Source organism: Enterococcus haemoperoxidus ATCC BAA-382 (assembly GCF_000407165.1).
Lineage (GTDB): Bacteria > Bacillota > Bacilli > Lactobacillales > Enterococcaceae > Enterococcus_L > Enterococcus_L haemoperoxidus.
This window is the reverse complement of sequence record NZ_KE136480.1, coordinates 714655-731088: the sequence shown is the minus strand read 5'-3', so window position 1 is coordinate 731088 and position 16434 is coordinate 714655. Positions and strand designations below refer to the sequence as shown.

At 36.7% G+C, this 16434-nt stretch carries 15 protein-coding genes; 12 read left to right on the top strand and 3 right to left on the bottom strand.

What is annotated here, in order from left to right; all coding sequences use genetic code 11:
• Positions 1-122 precede the first annotated feature (122 nt).
• Positions 123-914, top strand: coding sequence for an HNH endonuclease (locus tag I583_RS14015; RefSeq protein ID WP_010762074.1), 792 nt, complete (start codon positions 123-125; stop codon positions 912-914).
• A 72-nt stretch (positions 915-986) separates the two neighbouring features.
• Here I583_RS14015 and I583_RS14010 read toward each other — a convergent pair whose 3' ends face one another.
• Entirely contained in the window at positions 987-1184 is a 198-nt protein-coding gene (locus I583_RS14010) for a hypothetical protein (protein WP_010762073.1), read from the bottom strand.
• Between the two features lie 165 nt (positions 1185-1349).
• Here I583_RS14010 and I583_RS14005 point away from each other — a divergent pair, with 165 nt between their 5' ends.
• From I583_RS14005 to dhaS, 4 genes are all read left to right on the top strand, one after another.
• A complete protein-coding gene (locus tag I583_RS14005) occupies positions 1350-1928 on the top strand; it encodes a TMEM175 family protein (RefSeq protein WP_010762072.1) in 579 nt (192 codons plus the stop codon).
• Positions 1929-2386: 458 nt separating this feature from the next.
• Positions 2387-4528: a coiled-coil domain-containing protein gene (locus tag I583_RS14000; protein ID WP_010762071.1), complete on the top strand. Its 2142-nt coding sequence runs from the start codon at positions 2387-2389 to the stop codon at positions 4526-4528.
• Between the two features lie 515 nt (positions 4529-5043).
• A complete protein-coding gene (locus I583_RS13995) occupies positions 5044-5307 on the top strand; it encodes a hypothetical protein (protein ID WP_010762070.1) in 264 nt (87 codons plus the stop codon).
• Positions 5308-5815: 508 nt separating this feature from the next.
• On the top strand, positions 5816-6364 hold the full coding sequence (gene dhaS, locus I583_RS13990) for a dihydroxyacetone kinase transcriptional activator DhaS (protein WP_010762069.1): 549 nt from the start codon (positions 5816-5818) through the stop codon (positions 6362-6364).
• Positions 6365-6415: 51 nt separating this feature from the next.
• Here dhaS and I583_RS13985 read toward each other — a convergent pair whose 3' ends face one another.
• Positions 6416-7408 (bottom strand): dihydroxyacetone kinase subunit DhaK, encoded by a 993-nt coding sequence (locus I583_RS13985; protein WP_010762068.1) that lies wholly within the window; start codon positions 7406-7408, stop codon positions 6416-6418.
• A gap of 433 nt (positions 7409-7841) precedes the next feature.
• On the opposite strand from I583_RS13985, the gene dhaK reads away from it, so the two are divergent.
• The 7 genes from dhaK (at position 7842) to rihC (ending at position 15299) form a co-directional block, all read left to right on the top strand.
• The gene (gene dhaK, locus I583_RS13980) at positions 7842-8825 is read left to right on the top strand and encodes a dihydroxyacetone kinase subunit DhaK (RefSeq protein WP_010762067.1); all 984 of its coding nucleotides are present in this window, start codon (positions 7842-7844) and stop codon (positions 8823-8825) included.
• Between the two features lie 55 nt (positions 8826-8880).
• Positions 8881-9468 carry a dihydroxyacetone kinase subunit DhaL gene (gene dhaL / locus I583_RS13975; protein WP_010762066.1) on the top strand — a complete coding sequence of 196 codons (588 nt, stop codon included), beginning with the start codon at positions 8881-8883 and terminating at the stop codon, positions 9466-9468.
• Positions 9461-9829: a dihydroxyacetone kinase phosphoryl donor subunit DhaM gene (dhaM, locus tag I583_RS13970; protein ID WP_010762065.1), complete on the top strand. Its 369-nt coding sequence runs from the start codon at positions 9461-9463 to the stop codon at positions 9827-9829. Before dhaL ends, dhaM begins: the two co-directional genes overlap by 8 nt.
• Before the next feature lie 18 nt (positions 9830-9847).
• Entirely contained in the window at positions 9848-10975 is a 1128-nt protein-coding gene (locus tag I583_RS13965) for a glycerol dehydrogenase (protein ID WP_010762064.1), read from the top strand.
• Positions 10976-11120: 145 nt separating this feature from the next.
• Complete coding sequence (gene mprF / locus I583_RS13960) at positions 11121-13718, top strand: bifunctional lysylphosphatidylglycerol flippase/synthetase MprF (RefSeq protein WP_010762063.1); 2598 nt, start codon at positions 11121-11123, stop codon at positions 13716-13718.
• Positions 13719-13899: 181 nt separating this feature from the next.
• Entirely contained in the window at positions 13900-14232 is a 333-nt protein-coding gene (locus I583_RS13955) for a hypothetical protein (protein WP_010762062.1), read from the top strand.
• A gap of 143 nt (positions 14233-14375) precedes the next feature.
• Positions 14376-15299: a ribonucleoside hydrolase RihC gene (gene rihC / locus I583_RS13950; RefSeq protein WP_010762061.1), complete on the top strand. Its 924-nt coding sequence runs from the start codon at positions 14376-14378 to the stop codon at positions 15297-15299.
• A gap of 179 nt (positions 15300-15478) precedes the next feature.
• Here rihC and I583_RS13945 read toward each other — a convergent pair whose 3' ends face one another.
• Complete coding sequence (locus I583_RS13945; protein WP_010762060.1) at positions 15479-16402, bottom strand: hypothetical protein; 924 nt, start codon at positions 16400-16402, stop codon at positions 15479-15481.
• Positions 16403-16434: the final 32 nt, after the last annotated feature.

The window sequence follows — 16434 nt, the reverse complement described above, 5'->3', positions numbered from 1 at the left end:
ATCGATTTTGAATTGAATAACAAAAAAGTGGAGGATAATCTTTTGGGATTGTTCTCTACTTTTTTTGCTAGTTTCATTTAAAAAATACGTTATAATAGAAAAAAACATGAAGGAATGACACCATGAACTATCATCGTTTTAAACTACCTAAAGCCTATTGTCCAAAATGTTCAAGAAAAGTAGAATTACTTTTTCCTGAAGATTCTTCAGAGTTACCTCAATTTTATATATGCTTTAAATGCAAAACTGTCGGACAGTTTGGAGTCGGAGAATTGTCTGCTAATGAGTTTTCAGCATTTTCTTCTGAAAGGAAAAGAGAAATCCAGAAAACTGTAGAAGAAATTCCGAATAAATATATTTATAAAGCACAAGGAAGTCAATTGCGTTTACAAGAGAAAACAGATACCTATGCAAGACGTTGGTTAAGTCTTTATGAATATGAAAAAGCGTTTGGTGAAAAATTAGGATTTGAAACGATCGATTTTAGGGAAGATATTGGACTATGTAAGTGGTGTAATCAACCTTTAGAAGGTCGGAGAAGATCATTTTGCTCGGATCGCTGCAGCAGGAATTATGGTAAAGCGACTTTTTTCAAGCGGGGAATTTCAACGTTGCCTTATAGAATTGCTAGTAGAGATCGTTTTTACTGCAGAGTAACTGGAGAAGATCTAGCGATTACGAATCGGTTTGGCGTTAGAATTCCAGCAAGTAATCATCAAGTCGAGATTCATCATTTAGTTTTTGTATCCGCAGGCGGAAGCGATCATGAGAGCAATCTTTTAACCGTCTCTAAACAAGTCCATAAAGATTATCATAAGGGCGTTAGGTATGCTGTAAAAGCTATTGAGGAGATCAAAGAACAACAGTTAATCCGTTACCAAGATAAGATGTACACAACAGAAGCAAATAATTAGGCAAGCCAATTATAAAGAAAAAACTAAAAAACGGTCCAACTCCTTTCGAGTTGAATCGTTTTTGTCTATCTCTTAATAATATCTACGACGGTTTGACGGACCTGAAATCATACGAACTAACCAAACAGCGATAGCTACAGGAATCATAATTTTGATTGCAAACCATAACAGACCACCTAAAAGTCCAAGTACAATACTTAAAATAATACTTCCTACGAAAAAGAACCCGATTACCATTAATATATTCATTATCATTGAGCGTTGTCCCATTTTAAAAACCTCCATTTTTTCTCTCGTTCTCTATGAATAAAGTATAGCAAGAATCGTCGATCAAGGAATCAACCTTTAGGCTGATTTTCTCTCCATCTTTAGGCGGGTCATAATCATTGCAATTAGCCAAAAAGAACGTAAAATAAAAAATGGGGAGATGAAAATATGTCAAAATCAAGACTTGAAGCTTTTACAGATGCTGTGATTGCGATTGTGATGACGATCTTAGTTTTAGAATTGCACCAGCCGACAACCGATACTTTAGCTGGTTTAGCTGGAATTGAGCGCAAATTATTTATATATATAGTAAGTTTTGTGATGTTGGCCATTTATTGGAACAATCATCATCACATGTTTCAATTAGTAAAAAAAATCGATGGACGTGTTCTTTGGGCGAACAACTTTTTTATTTTTACGTTAACGCTTGTTCCATTTGCTACTGCCTGGGTAGGTGACTTTATCGACAGTTTAGTCCCTCAGCTAACTTATGGTGTGATGACGCTTTTGGCGAACAGCTCATATTTGATACTAACTAGAGCGTTGATACGGGTAAATGGCAGCGATTCTACTTTGAGTGAATTGTTTCAGCGCTACAATAAATCCTATGTAAGCATTTGTTTGAATATTCTAGGTTTGGTGTTAGGCTGGTTGATTCATCCTTATTTTGTATTGATTGTCAATATCGCTATTTTGATCATGTGGATCATCCCAGATCGTCGAATTGAACGACAATATAAAGAGTAAATAAGAAACGGTATTTTTATATAATTAAATTAAAAAAGATAAGATAATGGTTTAAATAAACTTTATCTTATCTTTTTGTTTATTAAAATATATAAAGTTTAAATTAACGCGGTATATTCTCATTTTTTTACAATATTTGAACATTTTATGAAAACAACGAGGCTTATTTTTAAGGTAAAATTGAGGATGATTGTTCAAAAAAGAACGTAGTCAACATAGAATTACAAAAAGGATGTAGAGGGGATTGGAACAGAAGTCGCGTAGTGCGGCTTGATGCTACCTTAATCCAAACAAACTGGTACTATAAAAGTTATTTTGATCCTGTGTGACCCATTCAATCTGATCGACTTTAAAGTGAAAGATAGAAAAGTTGATGGTCATGATTTTCAAAACTTTGGTTCCAGCCTCTTTGATTATAAAAAGGTAAGGTACAAGTAAAAAAGGGGCCGTTAGTACATATGGAAAAAGTGAATCTTACAAAGAATACAGCAGGAAATAAAAAAGTTTATTTAAGAAAAGAAATCGAAGCAAATCGCTTAGGAGAAGAGATTTATTCAGAAGATGTCTTGAGTCAATACTCAGTTTATCTATTAAGAAAGTTTGAGGTAACGACTGATTATGAGCAACCAGAGCAATTTGAAGCACTCTTAGCAGATCTTCCTGAGCAGTTTAACCATGAATTTGAAGACTGCGTTGCAAAAAGTCTCTATGTTCGCGTAACACAAAAAGCAGTTTACATCACACTACTTTTAGCTTTGGCGCATCCGCTAAGTAAGTTACAAATCAGCGATTTGCGTACTTGGATCAGCAGTTTAGAAGTTCCTGAATTGCCTTTAGAGCACATGTCTAGTCTTTTAGAAGAAGTTCCGCTTGAAATGATAAAAGGACTACAAGAAACCAATAGTGAAGTATTACTTTTAACAGAGATGATGAATCAATTTAGTGAAAATTTAAATGATATTTATAAAGACGTTCAAGCAGTCAAGGAAAAGAGAACGCCGCCAGTAGTGAAAGTTGTACAAAGTAAAGTTGCTGCTAAAGAAGCATTGGAATTTGAAAATGCTAAACAACTAAAAGCAGCAAATGAAAAAATTAGTCAATTAATGGAAGAATTTTCAACATTTAAAACTTATGTAGATGATAAATTAGCAAATATGCCTAAACCAAAGACGCCGCCAAAATTCAAAATTACGTTTGGACCAGGTGAAAAAGCAGGGCCAACTGTGGAAACACGCTTAGAAGAAGCAATCAAGCGAATTGATTTGCTAGGACAAAGAATGACCCGTTCAGACGAACAAGTCATAGAATTAAATAAAACAATCAAAGAAAATAAACCAACTCCAAGACCAAAACTAAAGTTTGCTACAGCTAAAGAAACAAGCAATGAACAAAATAAGCTAGCCGATAAGTTAGCAACAACTAGTGAAGAGGTTACAACAATATCGCAACAATTACAACAGATCAACGATAAATTGAGCGCTGTAGAATCAACCGTTTTAGAAGCAAAACCAGATTCTGAGGCATTGGCAAGAATTGAACAGGATCATGGACAGTTACAAGAAACAGCGTCAGAGACCATTAAATTGAATCAAGTAATCAATCAACTGACAGAAAAGTTGCAAGCGGTTGAAACAGAACTTACAACAGTTAAAAATGAAAAGAAAAAAGTACCCACAGCGAAACTAACAAAAAGTGATTCAGCGAAAAAGTTGGCTGAACAACATCAAAAAGATCAAGAGCAATTAAAATCCAATGCGACAGAAATCAAGAAGTTGACACAAACAGTGGGTAAAGTAGATGTTCAATTGATCAAAGCACACCAAAAAATTGCTGAATTAGAACAAAAAATGCGTCAAACGGCACAATCTGCTCCAGTCGTTAAAAAAGAACCAGCAGTAGCTGTTCAGCAAGCACCCATGACAAGGTCAAGTAATACAATGGTGGGGCCAGCTGCCCCGCCAACGCTTCCCAAAGAACCACAACAAAAAGCAGCTACACAAGCAAGTAGAAATTTTCCGACAAAAGAAAGTTTTCTACAAGCAAACAGGCCCGTGAAGTCCGCCACAGAAATCGAGGAAGAAAGACCAACTGTTACTTTAGCAATCGAAGAAATGCTTGATCGAGTTTCAGAGAAGCATCCTCAAACAAATGTTACTAGAAGTTCTTGGGCATTAGAGGAAGGCTATGATCAAAATAGTCGTGATTCAGAAGATGTACAAGCATCCTCCTTACGCCGTTTAAAAAAATTAGAGTGGGACATCCATTCATTTTTCCAACCAGGACGAGGAATGGGACATAAAGGAATGATGCCAAAAGATGATTTTTACGCGAATATTCGCAAAATTGAAGTGTTACCATATTTGTGGGCATCAGTATATGAACGGGAAAAGAAAGATATTTTGTTAGGCAATGAATTAAGTAGTCAACAGTTAATCAATGATTTGAATGATTTTTTAGATGAAATAGCGATACTTTCTAAGAAACGAAAAGTCATGGGTAAATGGATTTATTGCCCGAAAGAAGTGGAACAAAAGATGGAAGGGTATAAACTACTGAGTGAGTATCTGGAAACATATCTTGCGAGACAAAGTGAAGGATAGTAATGGGATGAAAACGGAGATTAGCTAATTTTTAGCTGATCTCGTTTTTTTTGTTTAGCAGTAACAAGGTTTATGAGAAATAAAAATCGATTAAGTATGAAGCTATTTAAACTAGAATGAGTGAGTAATACATTGGAAAGTGGGCTAAACAAAAGCTGGATTTAGCGAAAATTTAAAAAATCAAGAAAAAATATGTGATACCAAAAGTTTAAATATCGGATATTAATTCAACATTGTCTATTGAAACAAAGTTAATGAATTGTAATTTTTGTGAGAAGTGAATCTTATTACTTGTTAGTAAAATATAATAAATGCTTTGTAATACGTTGTAATCAGAACAACAGGTGTTCAAAAGTTACGATTATAAGTAATACAAACATTTATTTGAAAGTTAAACAAGAATAAATCAGACACAAACTGATTCTGTCAGATATGATAACCAGTATTATTTACAAGAATATGATATAATGATTAAAAAAATATTAGATAGGATTAATGTGTACGGAGGCATTTTTATGAACGTTATTAATAAAATTTCTGATATTCTCGATGAAAAAAGGAGATCTAAGCAGAAAAGAATAAAAGAAAGAAATGACAGGATGCGAGCTCTTGGTAAAAATCCAACGAAAAAGGGTTGGGGCACAATGGTTAATACGGGTTCCGGCGGTATAAATAAGAATCCAATTGATCGTGTATACGATGTTGCACAGCAACAAAAAAATATTGCCGAAGAAAAAGAATTACAAGAAAGACGTTCTGGAGAAGTAAAAAGAAAATAGACACGATTGATGTAGAAAATAATTTCAAAAGTCACAATAAAAAGAATAGCACACTGTAACCCAAATTAGTGTTTAGGTTATAGTGTGCAATTTAAATTAACAATATTATGCTTAGTAGCTTTTTTTATATGCCTTCAATCAAACGGCTAGGATTGGGCAATTACCACCGCTTAAATAAAGAGTATCTGGATAAACACGCCAATTACCGAGCGCATATCCATTAGATTGTAAACTGTTCTAATTATATAAACGGAACTATCAAAACTCAAAGGATTTGATTTTTGTGAAATTTAAATTACTTTTAACTTTGTTGTTGGGTTTATTTTTAATTGTTACGATCGTTTATATGGTATTTACATTTGGAACATTAGATAAACATAATTCGACGATAAAGCTTGGCACAACGCCTTGACGTTATCGTTTTTTAGTTAATAATAAGATGATTGATTTTCTAAATACGGATTAACTGGTACAATAAAAGTACTAAAGAAACTAAAGGTGCAGACAGATGACAGGATCACTGATTACGAAAAAGAAAATTGCGAAGGTATTTAAAAAACTAGTTGCGGATATTGGTTTTGAAAAAGTAACGATCGCGAAAATTATGAAGGAAAGCAATATGCGCCGTCAGACGTTTTATGATTATTTTCAAGATAAGTATGAGTTGGCGGACTGGATTTTCCGGCAAGAGGCAATCGAGAAAATCGAAGATAATTTGGCTTATGAAGGTTGGCAATTCATTGTGGAGAATTTATTTGTCTATTTTGAGGAGAATCAGGTCTTTTATCGCAGGATTCTGACTTTTGAGGGACAAAATTCATTTCAAGAATATTATACGCAACATTTAAAAGCATTGATTCGTCAAGTTCTAGTTGTTAAGAAGCAAGCAGATGAGGGGCTTGGGGAAGCAGATCGCATATTTTTGGAAGAATTTTATGCAAATGCATTTGTTTCATTAACGACAAAATGGATCATTGATGGTTGCAAGATTGATTCATATCGATTTTCAGAGCAAATGAAAATTGCTTTTTTAATGGGTTTTGAAGAAAGACAATGAATAACAGCATGTAAGTGGAGTTTACGCTGTTGTTCATTGTCTTTTTATTTTTTATCTCCAAGCAAAGGCGTCAGTCGGAACACGTAAATAATCCAGCCATTTATCGTCTTTGATTGCTAATAAAGTTAACGAAAGGCCGTTTGTATTATAAGCAGTTAAAAAATTGCCCATTCGTTTATAAACTACCTGAATGTCTTCAATGTCCATTAATTGTTGAACATCATTCATAAAAACACCAAGTTCCAGTAATGGAATGTTGCCTAATCCGTTCACTAGTACAGCCGCTTGGATCAGGTCTTTTTTTGAGTATTGTTGTTTTAATTTGTTTACTAGCTCAATAGCGATTCGTTCAGAAGATTGCATCGTTTCGATACGATAACCAGGCTCTCCGTGAATCCCGATTCCGAAATACATTTCATCTTCAGCTAATTCATACTGCTGGGGAATGATCCCAATGGGAGAGGCGGGTGAAAAAGCGACACCTAATGTTTTGATCAGAGGAATCAGCTGTTCACCTAATGCTTGGAGCTCATCTAGAGATTTTCCTTGTGATGCGGCTGCACCTAAAATTTTATGAACAAAAACAGTTCCAGCCACACCGCGCCGTCTTTTTTTGAAGGAGCCACTTTCAATGGAGCAGTCATCATCTACAATCACATGAGAGACCGCTAACCCTTTTGCTTTCGCCAGACGTTCAGCTTCTAAAAAACTAGCTAAATCTTTTTCAAAGTTTTTGATGATCAGTAAAGTGCCTTGACCATTGTAGGTTTCTTCGATAGCTTGAAGAATTTCTGAGCTGGCAGGTGGTTCAAAAATAGCCCCCATTACTGCACAATCTAGCATATTCTCACCGATGTAACCAACGTGAGCTGGTTCATGCCCGCAGCCACCACCGCTGATTAAAACCACTTTATTTTTAGAAATCATTTTTTTAGTAACAATACCAGTCTTGGTGTGCCAAGTTAATGTGTCGTCATATGTATAGGTAAGCCCAGCTAATAATTGCTGACGAATCTGCCCACTGGAGTTAATCAATTTCTTCATTGAGCCTCTGCTCCTTTTCAATAATATCTGTTTCTATTATACGCTGTATTCTATTTGAAAACTACAATCTTTAAGTGCAACAAAAATGAAAGCGGACACATTTCATTGTTTGTCCGTTGCAACATTTCCCATATGCGAGTATTGTAAACGTATACAATAAATAAAAGCGCAACGAGTTCGTTCAACTCCGACAGAAAAATAGGAAAATATGAGGGTCACGTTCTTAGCCACAATCAGATTTTATCTTTTTTCCGAGGAGTTAGCTTGTGGAGCTAGATAACACAATGGTAACAACGTTCCGCTTCGCTACACCTTGTACTTTTCAACATCAGTTTATTTCATTCACTGTGTTTCAAAGTAAAAGCGTAACGAGCTTGTCCGACTAAGAGTAAATTGGCGTCACTAAAGCACAGGCATAACAGGAGGGAATATCATGAAAAAAATTATCAACCAAGCGCAAAATGTAGTGCCGGAAATGGTACAAGGATTTGTCCGAGCTCATCATGAAACAATAGAACAAGTTCCAGAAACATTCGTATTGAAGCAAAAAGAAATTGGCAAACAAGTTGCTTTGATCAGCGGCGGCGGTAGTGGTCATGAACCAGCCCATGCCGGATTTGTCGGATCAGGGATGTTGCAAGCCGCAGTTTGCGGTCAAGTTTTTACATCACCAACGCCTGATCAGATTTTTGAAGGAATCAAGGCAGTTGATCAAGGACAAGGTGTTGTGATGGTTGTAAAAAACTATTCTGGTGACATCATGAATTTTGATATGGCAAAAGATTTGGCAGAAATGGAAGATATCAAAGTCGGTACAGTTATTGTAGATGATGATATTGCCGTTGAAGATAGCACCTACACTCAAGGTAAACGTGGCGTAGCTGGAACGATTTTAGTTCATAAAATTTTAGGAGCGGCAGCACGAAATGGTGCCTCTGTAGAGGAATTGGTTGCATTAGGAGAACGGGTTGTGAGCAATTTAAAAACGATTGGGGTCGCTTTGACAGGGGCAACGGTTCCAGAAGTTGGAAAGCCAGGGTTTGTGTTAGCTGATGATGAGATTGAATTTGGTGTCGGAATTCACGGTGAACCTGGTTATAAACGAGAAAAAATCAAACCATCTAAGGAGATGGCGAAAGAATTGATTTCAAAATTAGCCGCAGCTTTTCAATGGAATAAGGGTGATAAGTTCGCTGTTTTAGTGAATGGATTAGGTGGAACGCCATTGATGGAACAATATATTTTTTACGCTGATGCAATGGGTTTATTAGATGCTGAGGGCGTAGAAGTTTCGTTTTCAAAAGTCGGCAATTATATGACCTCTTTAGAAATGGAGGGGCTTTCTGTAACGTTGTTGAAAGTAGAAGATGATTGGGTAGAAGCGTTAAATGAAGAGGTTGATACTGTTGCTTGGTAACGCCTGACATAGTTTGAGCGCTGATCAGTATATTTTGGAAAATGGAGGAATTTATATGTTTACTGTAGATAATTTAAAAAAATCACTACAATTATTCAAAGAAAAAATCGATAAAAATAAAGACTATTTAAGTGAATTAGATACGCCAATCGGTGATGGTGATCATGGAAATAATATGGCGCGAGGGATGGAAGCTGTAAGCGAAAGTTTGCAGAGTAAAGTACCAGAAACAGTACAAGATATTTTCAAATTGACGGCAATGGCTTTGATCAGCAAAGTCGGTGGGGCATCAGGTCCGCTTTATGGAACTGCAATGATGGAGATGGCTAAAACTTCGGCAACAACTTCAGAGGCGTTACCCATTTTAGAAGCAGGTTTAACAGGAATTGAAAAACGTGGCAACAGTAAACCAGGTGAAAAAACGATGCTGGATGCATGGGCACCAGCAATCGAAGCAATTAAAAATGGGACCTTAACAGATGCTTCACTTGAATCCGCCGTAGAAGCGACGAAAGAGATCGCAGCAACGAAAGGGCGCGCGTCTTATGTGGGTGAACGTTCTATCGGTCATATTGATCCAGGCGCAATGTCCAGTATGTATTTCTTTCAATCTTTAATGGAAGCAGGTGTGTTCAATGAGTAATGGTGTAGTAATTGTCTCGCATGTCAAAGAAATCGGCGAAGGAGTCGATCGTTTGATCAAAGAAGTGGCAAAAGATGTGCCGATCACTGTTGCAGCAGGATTAGATCAAGGTGAGGTTGGAACTTCATTTGAAAAAATCATGGATGCATTTGAAAAAAATCCTGCGCAGACCTTGTTCGCTTTTTATGATTTAGGGAGTGCCAAAATGAATTTGGAAATGGCCATTGATATGACGGAAAAAGAAGTGTTACTGTTTGATACAGCTTTAGTAGAGAGCGCTTATACAGCGGCAGCATTACTACAAGTAGATACACCGATTGATGTCATAAAGGAGCAGTTAGCGCCTTTAAAAATAAAATGAGAATAGGAGTTTGCAAACATGAGAAAAGCGTTTATTAGTCCAACGAAATACGTTCAAGGTGAAGATGAGTTATTGAATTTAGGTTACTTTGTCACAACATTTGGAAAAAAAGCACTCTTGATCGCTCACGCAGATGATGTCGAACGAGTAAAAGACAAACTGGATAAAACCGCTGAAAAATTTAATATTTCTTTTGTTGAAAGTAATTTCCACGGAGAAGCATCACGGGTAGAAGTAGCCCGCCTGCAAAAAGTAGCGAAAGAAAATGAGTGTGATTGTGTAATCGGCCTTGGTGGTGGGAAAGCAATCGATACAGCGAAATGTGTAGCTGAAGGACACAACTTGATCATCGTACCAACAATCGTTGCAACAGATGCTCCAACAAGCCATTCCGCAGTTCTATATACAGAAGATGGTCAGTTTGATGATTATGCTTACTTTGTTCAAAGCCCAAGTGTAGTTTTGATCGATACCGTCGTTATCGCGAATGCGCCAACACGTTTCTTGGTATCTGGGATGGGAGATGCTTTATCAACTTATTTTGAGGCAAGAGCAACGCATAATTCTTATTCTAATGTAAATGCTGGTTTGCCTTGTGGGGCTCGTGAAGGGGTTTGTCCGCCGGCTAAAGGCACGAATACGGCATTAGCATTAGCTAAACTATGTTATGAAACGATTTTAGAAGACGGACTAAAAGCTAAAGAAGCTTCAGATAATAACGTGGTAACACCAGCTTTAGAAAATATTATCGAAGCAAATATTTTACTTTCAGGTTTAGGGTTTGAAAGTGCTGGCTTGGCTGCAATCCATGCGATCCATGATGGATTGACCGTTTTACATGACGCACATGGTGCAACACATGGCGAAAAAGTAGCGTTCAGTACGATTTGTCAGTTGGTTTTAGAAAACGCACCAAAAGCTGAATTATATGAGGTATTGGAGTTTGCTTTATCGATTGGGTTACCTGTTTGTTTAGCCGATTTAGGGGTGAAAGAAATCTCAGATGCTGAGCTAACAGAGGTAGCTGAAAAATCATGTATTCCAGAAGAATCAATCCACTCAATGCCATTTCCAATTACGATAGATCAAGTGAAAGCAGCGATTATTGTGGCAGATAAGATTGGTCAAGAGTATAAGAACAAGTAAAATCGTTTGTTTGAAACAGTTGTTAGGCTTGTATTCCGAGTCTAACAACTGTATTTGTGTATTTCAATAGCGAAACTGGAAAAATAACCAGTTATAAGATAACATATAAAAGAAAACTCTTAAACTATGCAAAGGTGGTGAGCAGATGAAAAATAGACTGAGGCAACTAAAACACTGGATGAAAGAGCACAGCTTAATATTAAAATTAATTTTTCTAGGTTCGGTTTTAATTTTTGTTGCGAATCAGGTAACACATATTGTCCAAGGAATGACTTGGCAGGACGTTTTTCATACTATGGGGCAGCAGAACCGCTTTCGTATAATAGGAATGGTTTTAGCCGGATTTATTGGTGTATTGCCGATGCTTTTATACGACTTAGTGGTCGTAAAAGTATTGGAGGAGCAAGGTAAGCCAAAAATGAATCGTTGGGAATGGTTTGTTTCTGCTTGGGTCACGAATACGATCAATAATCTCGCTGGATTTGGCGGTGTGGTGGGCGCAACGTTACGGGCTAATTTTTATGGAAAAGACGCGCCGCGTAAAAAAGTTGTAGCCACGGTTTCGAAAGTTGCACTGTTTATGATTTCTGGTCTATCTATTTTATCATTTGTTGCATTTATTGATGTCTTTTTTATTCGACCGGATAGTTTGTTTCGAGAGTATTGGGTGTGGCTGCTTGCTGGAAGTTTTATTGCGCCAGCGTTATTGCTGTTTACTCAATTAAAAAAATATACGTTGTTTAAAGATTTTTTCCCGAAAGGTATTTATCTTCTATTTGGGGCTTCGCTTGGGCAGTGGTTAGGTGCGATGTTTGTCTTTTTAAGTGTAGGAGCATTGATGAAAGTCGATGTATCGCTGCTTTCGGTGTATCCAATGTTTGTGATTGCGACCTTGATCGGCATGCTGACAATGGTGCCAGGTGGTATGGGAACTTTTGATGTATTGATGATTTTAGGATTAGCACAATTAGGCGTGGGGCAATCAACTGCAGTTGTTTGGCTAATATATTATCGTCTATTTTATTACGTCTTGCCTTTTATTACTGGAATTATTTTATTTATTCATCAAACAGGGATCAAAATCAATCGATTTTTAGATAATTTACCACGAATGTTCTCGCAAAAAGTGGCGCACTTCATATTAGTAGCAGCTCTTTATTTTGCGGGGATTATGATGGTTTTGCTTTCAACGATCACCAACTTATCGAATGTTAGTCGATTGTTTAAATTTTTATTGCCGTTTTCTTTTGATTTTTTAGATCAAACCTTCAATATGTTGATCGGATTTTTATTGTTAGGGCTTGCTCGAGGGATTTCTATGAAAGTAAAAAAAGCGTATTGGCCAACGATTGGGTTGTTGATTTTTGGGATTGTTAATACGGTTTCTAGAACGTCTTCTTGGCAGCTGATCTTAGTGTATCTCGTAATTCTTTCAGCTGTTTTTTTAGCAAGAAAAGAGTTTTACCGAGAAAAATTTGTTTATTCTTGGGGAGCACTTTCTGTTGATAGTGTTTTGTTTAGTTTCTTGTTTATTATTTATGCAGTAGCTGGGTATTATAGTTCTCATCCGGATAAAACAGGACCGCTTCCGCATATGTTTTTACTCTTTCCATCAGATGATGTTTGGTTCTCTGGTTTGATTGGGTTGGGTATTTCGATGATCGGCTTGATTACGCTATATCAGTACTTAGCAGACACGACAAAAAGTTTAGGTGAGTCTTATCATGAAGCTCGTTTAACGGCGCTAATCGATAAATATGGGGGGACACAAGGGAGTCATCTGCTGTATTTGAAAAATTATTCTTATTACTACTACCAGGAAAAAAATGAAGATGAAGTCCTATTTGCTTATCAAATCAAAGGCAATAAGTGTTTTGTTTTAGCTGATCCAATCGGCAATAAAGAAAAATGGGCTCAAGCCACATTAGCTTTTATGGATGCTGCCGACTTACTTGGGTATCAAGCGGCATTTTACCGTGTTAGTGAAACATACACAATGGTTCTTCATGATTTAGGATTTAATTTTATGAAGGTTGGCGAAGAAGGAATCGTTGATCTTGCTCATGGCAACTCGGAATCGATTTCTTTAGTGACAAAGAGTATGGAGTTAAAGCATTTAAATAATTTAGGATACACATTTAGGATGTATCACGAACCTGTTTCAGACGAGCTCTTTCAAGCGTTAGCTCGTGTATCAGAGGAGTGGCTCGGGAATGCTCGGGAACGGAATTTTGTCGGTGGTCATTTTGATAGAGAGTATCTCATGTTAAGCGATATTGGCATCATGAAAAATGAACGGCATGAAGTAGTTGGATTTATTACCGCTAAGCCAATTGTTAAAAATCTAGAAATGTCTTATGACTTATTACGTTATACTGAAATGGCTCCAAAGCAGGTTACCGATTTCTTGCTAGCTCATTTCATTGCGGAATATCAAGAGCGAGGTTATCATACGATTGATCTAGGAACGGCTCCGCTATCGAATGTTGGTGAAACGAAGTATTCATTTTTAAATGAGCGTTTTATCAATATATTTTATAAATATGGCGATCAGGTATATGGATTTAAAGATACGCGAAAAGAAAAAGAACACTATGTGACAAACTGGGAGTCTAGGTACTTTGCTTATTCCAAGCAAAGTAATGTGCTGTTTGCTTTTATTCAACTAGCATTATTGGTTGAGCGAGGGAAAGGCAAAGCCGCTTCTCTGGTGGAAGAGGTAATGATCGGGGAGAACATTTGAAGAGGTTGGAACAGGAGCTTATTTCCGAAGGGGGTTGCTTCTGCTCCCACCGTTTATTCGTATTTAGGGTGTGAAACAAAAGTACTGTTTACTTTTGTCCCACACCCTTTTTTTCAGCCTCAATTACCACTAGTAAAAAAATAGGAATAGCGTATAATAATTGAAAAAGGAGGTTTTTGAGATGGGTTTTGAGCAGGTAACGGTAAGAACAAAAAATGAATTAGTAACAGCGTTAAACAAGAAAACAGATGAAATCATCGTTGAAGGGGATTTTAGCCAAACTATCGCAGAAATTAAAAAGGGACAATTAAGTGATACGGATACACTGGGTTTTGCGGTTGGTAGCGGTGGAATCGGTATATTAGTGGAATATGGCGTCGGTAAGTTACTGGATGTTTTTGACCCTACGACAAAAGAGGATAAAAAAATCCACAAACAAATTGAGCGTTTGTATACGATCAAAAGTTTGACGAAGGATTCTTTTTTACTACATTTGAAGCAATTAGACTATTAAAAATAGAAGAAGGCGGGAAGACAGGCACTTTTTTCTGTTTCCCGCTTTTTATATAAAAAAGGGGTAGCTTTAGTGAGGTAAAAATAGCGTGGGAGAATTTGCTTTTTTTGCGTACCTAAAGTTTAAAAGGAAGGAATCATAAAGTGAAGAAACCAAGAAAAATCATCATCGATACAGATCCTGGCATCGATGATGCTGTTGCAATTGCTGCTGCGTTATTTGATGAAAGGTTGGACGTCAAGCTTTTTACGACAGTTGCAGGTAATGTCGGTGTGGATAAAGTAACAAAAAATTTGCTGAAATTGTTGGCTTTTTGGGACAAGGGAGTACCAGTTGCGATTGGCTCTGATCGCCCGTTGCTACGTGAAGCAATCAATGCAAGTGATATTCATGGCAGCACTGGAATGGATGGGTATGAATTTCCAGAATCTAAGTACGAACTATTAACAAAAAATCATGCAGTGATCGAAATGTACAAAGTGTTGATGGAGTCTAAAGAAAAAACGACGATTGTTGGGATCGGACCATTAACGAATACTGCACTTTTACTTAGGCTTTATCCAGAATGTGCGGAAAGAATCGAAGAACTTGTGATTATGGGAGGGTCTTTAGGTAGAGGGAATTATGGAGTATTGTCAGAATTTAACATTGCTGCTGATCCAGAAGCGGCGAAGATCGTATTTGAAAGTAAGATAGCGTTGACGATGGTGAGCTTAGATGTTGGAGAGAAAGCATTAGTCTTGCCAGAAGATTGTGACAAGATCCAGAAAATGAATAAAACTGGAGACATGATCGCTCAGTTGTTTCAACACTATCGTGGAGGTAACTTAGAGACTGGCTTGAAGATGTATGATGGTTGTGTAATTGCTTATTTGTTAGAGCCTGAAATGTTTGAAGTTAAAGAGTCATATGTTGCAGTTGAAACTCAAGGGACGTTGACGTCTGGTGCGACTTTGGTTGATTTAGAAGGGTATTTGAGTAAAGAAGTGAATTGTCGAGTTTGTGTGGATGTTGATGAGAAACAATTTGGACAGTGGTTTTTAGAAGCGATTAGGAAATGTGATTGAGCTCGAGAGGCTGAGGCAAAAGCGTTTAGCTCCGAGAAATAAGAAGGAATTCACGAAAATTGCTTTTCAAATTTTTGTGAATTTCAGCTTATTTCCGAAGGAGCTGCTTTTTTCTCGCCGTTTATTCTAATTAAAAATCCATTTATATCTGGATGTTTTAGAATGGATGTAAAATATAATTATTGGTTTTGGATATCAAAATGGCCAATTTCCTTAAGAGGTTTACCTTCAAAGTTAATTTCATTTAGTTGAATCGTATAAACGGATGTTTTATCTAGTGCGCTTAGACTGAAAGAAATTGTCACTTCGCCAGTTTCAGTGTTATGAATCTCAGTAAAAATTTGATTATCAGTTTTAACACCACCTTTGTAAAGTGTCACAGCTGGGTAGCTTTCAAATTGAATGGGTGCAGTAAATTTAACAGTTGTTTGTAATGCGTCATTTTTTACTTTGATATCCGTGATATTATTCACGTTGCTGATTTGCGTATCTGCAGTTTGAGTTAATGGTTTGTAGTCAATATCAAAACGCCAATCTCCCTCATACTGCAAAGCATTGTCAACACCGAAAGGACTACCTGTTTCAGATGCTTCGAGAAATGCTTGGTCCAGTTCTTCAGCATCTTGCCAATATAGTTTATAAATGTGAAGAGTCAATTTAGCATTTTCAGGAATTTTTTCCTGATTAAAAGTTGCGACAACAGAACCATAGAAAGTATCTCCTTCTACGCGAAAAGTAGATTGAGATGAAACACCACCAAATATGTCTTCATCATTGTCATTAACAAAAAGACCAAGGTCAATATGTTGAGCATTTTCCGTATTTTTAGTGAATACTCGATCAGGAGAGCGTTGTTTTTCCAATAACTCTTTCAGTTTTTCATCATCTAACTTAAATTGATAATCAAAGGCAAATTTCTTTTTTGTGGATATAAATTTGGTTAAGGTAATCTCGCGTCCGTTTTGTGTGCTAGTTAAATTGAGTTCATTTTCTATGCCGTTATTTTCTACCATCGCAACACCTGAATCTTGGCTAATGCCTAAAGCATTTTTGATTGCTGTATTTATTTGTAAATATTTATAATTGGTACTGCAAAAAACCATAAAAAGTGTTTACCTAACACCTTTTATGGAAA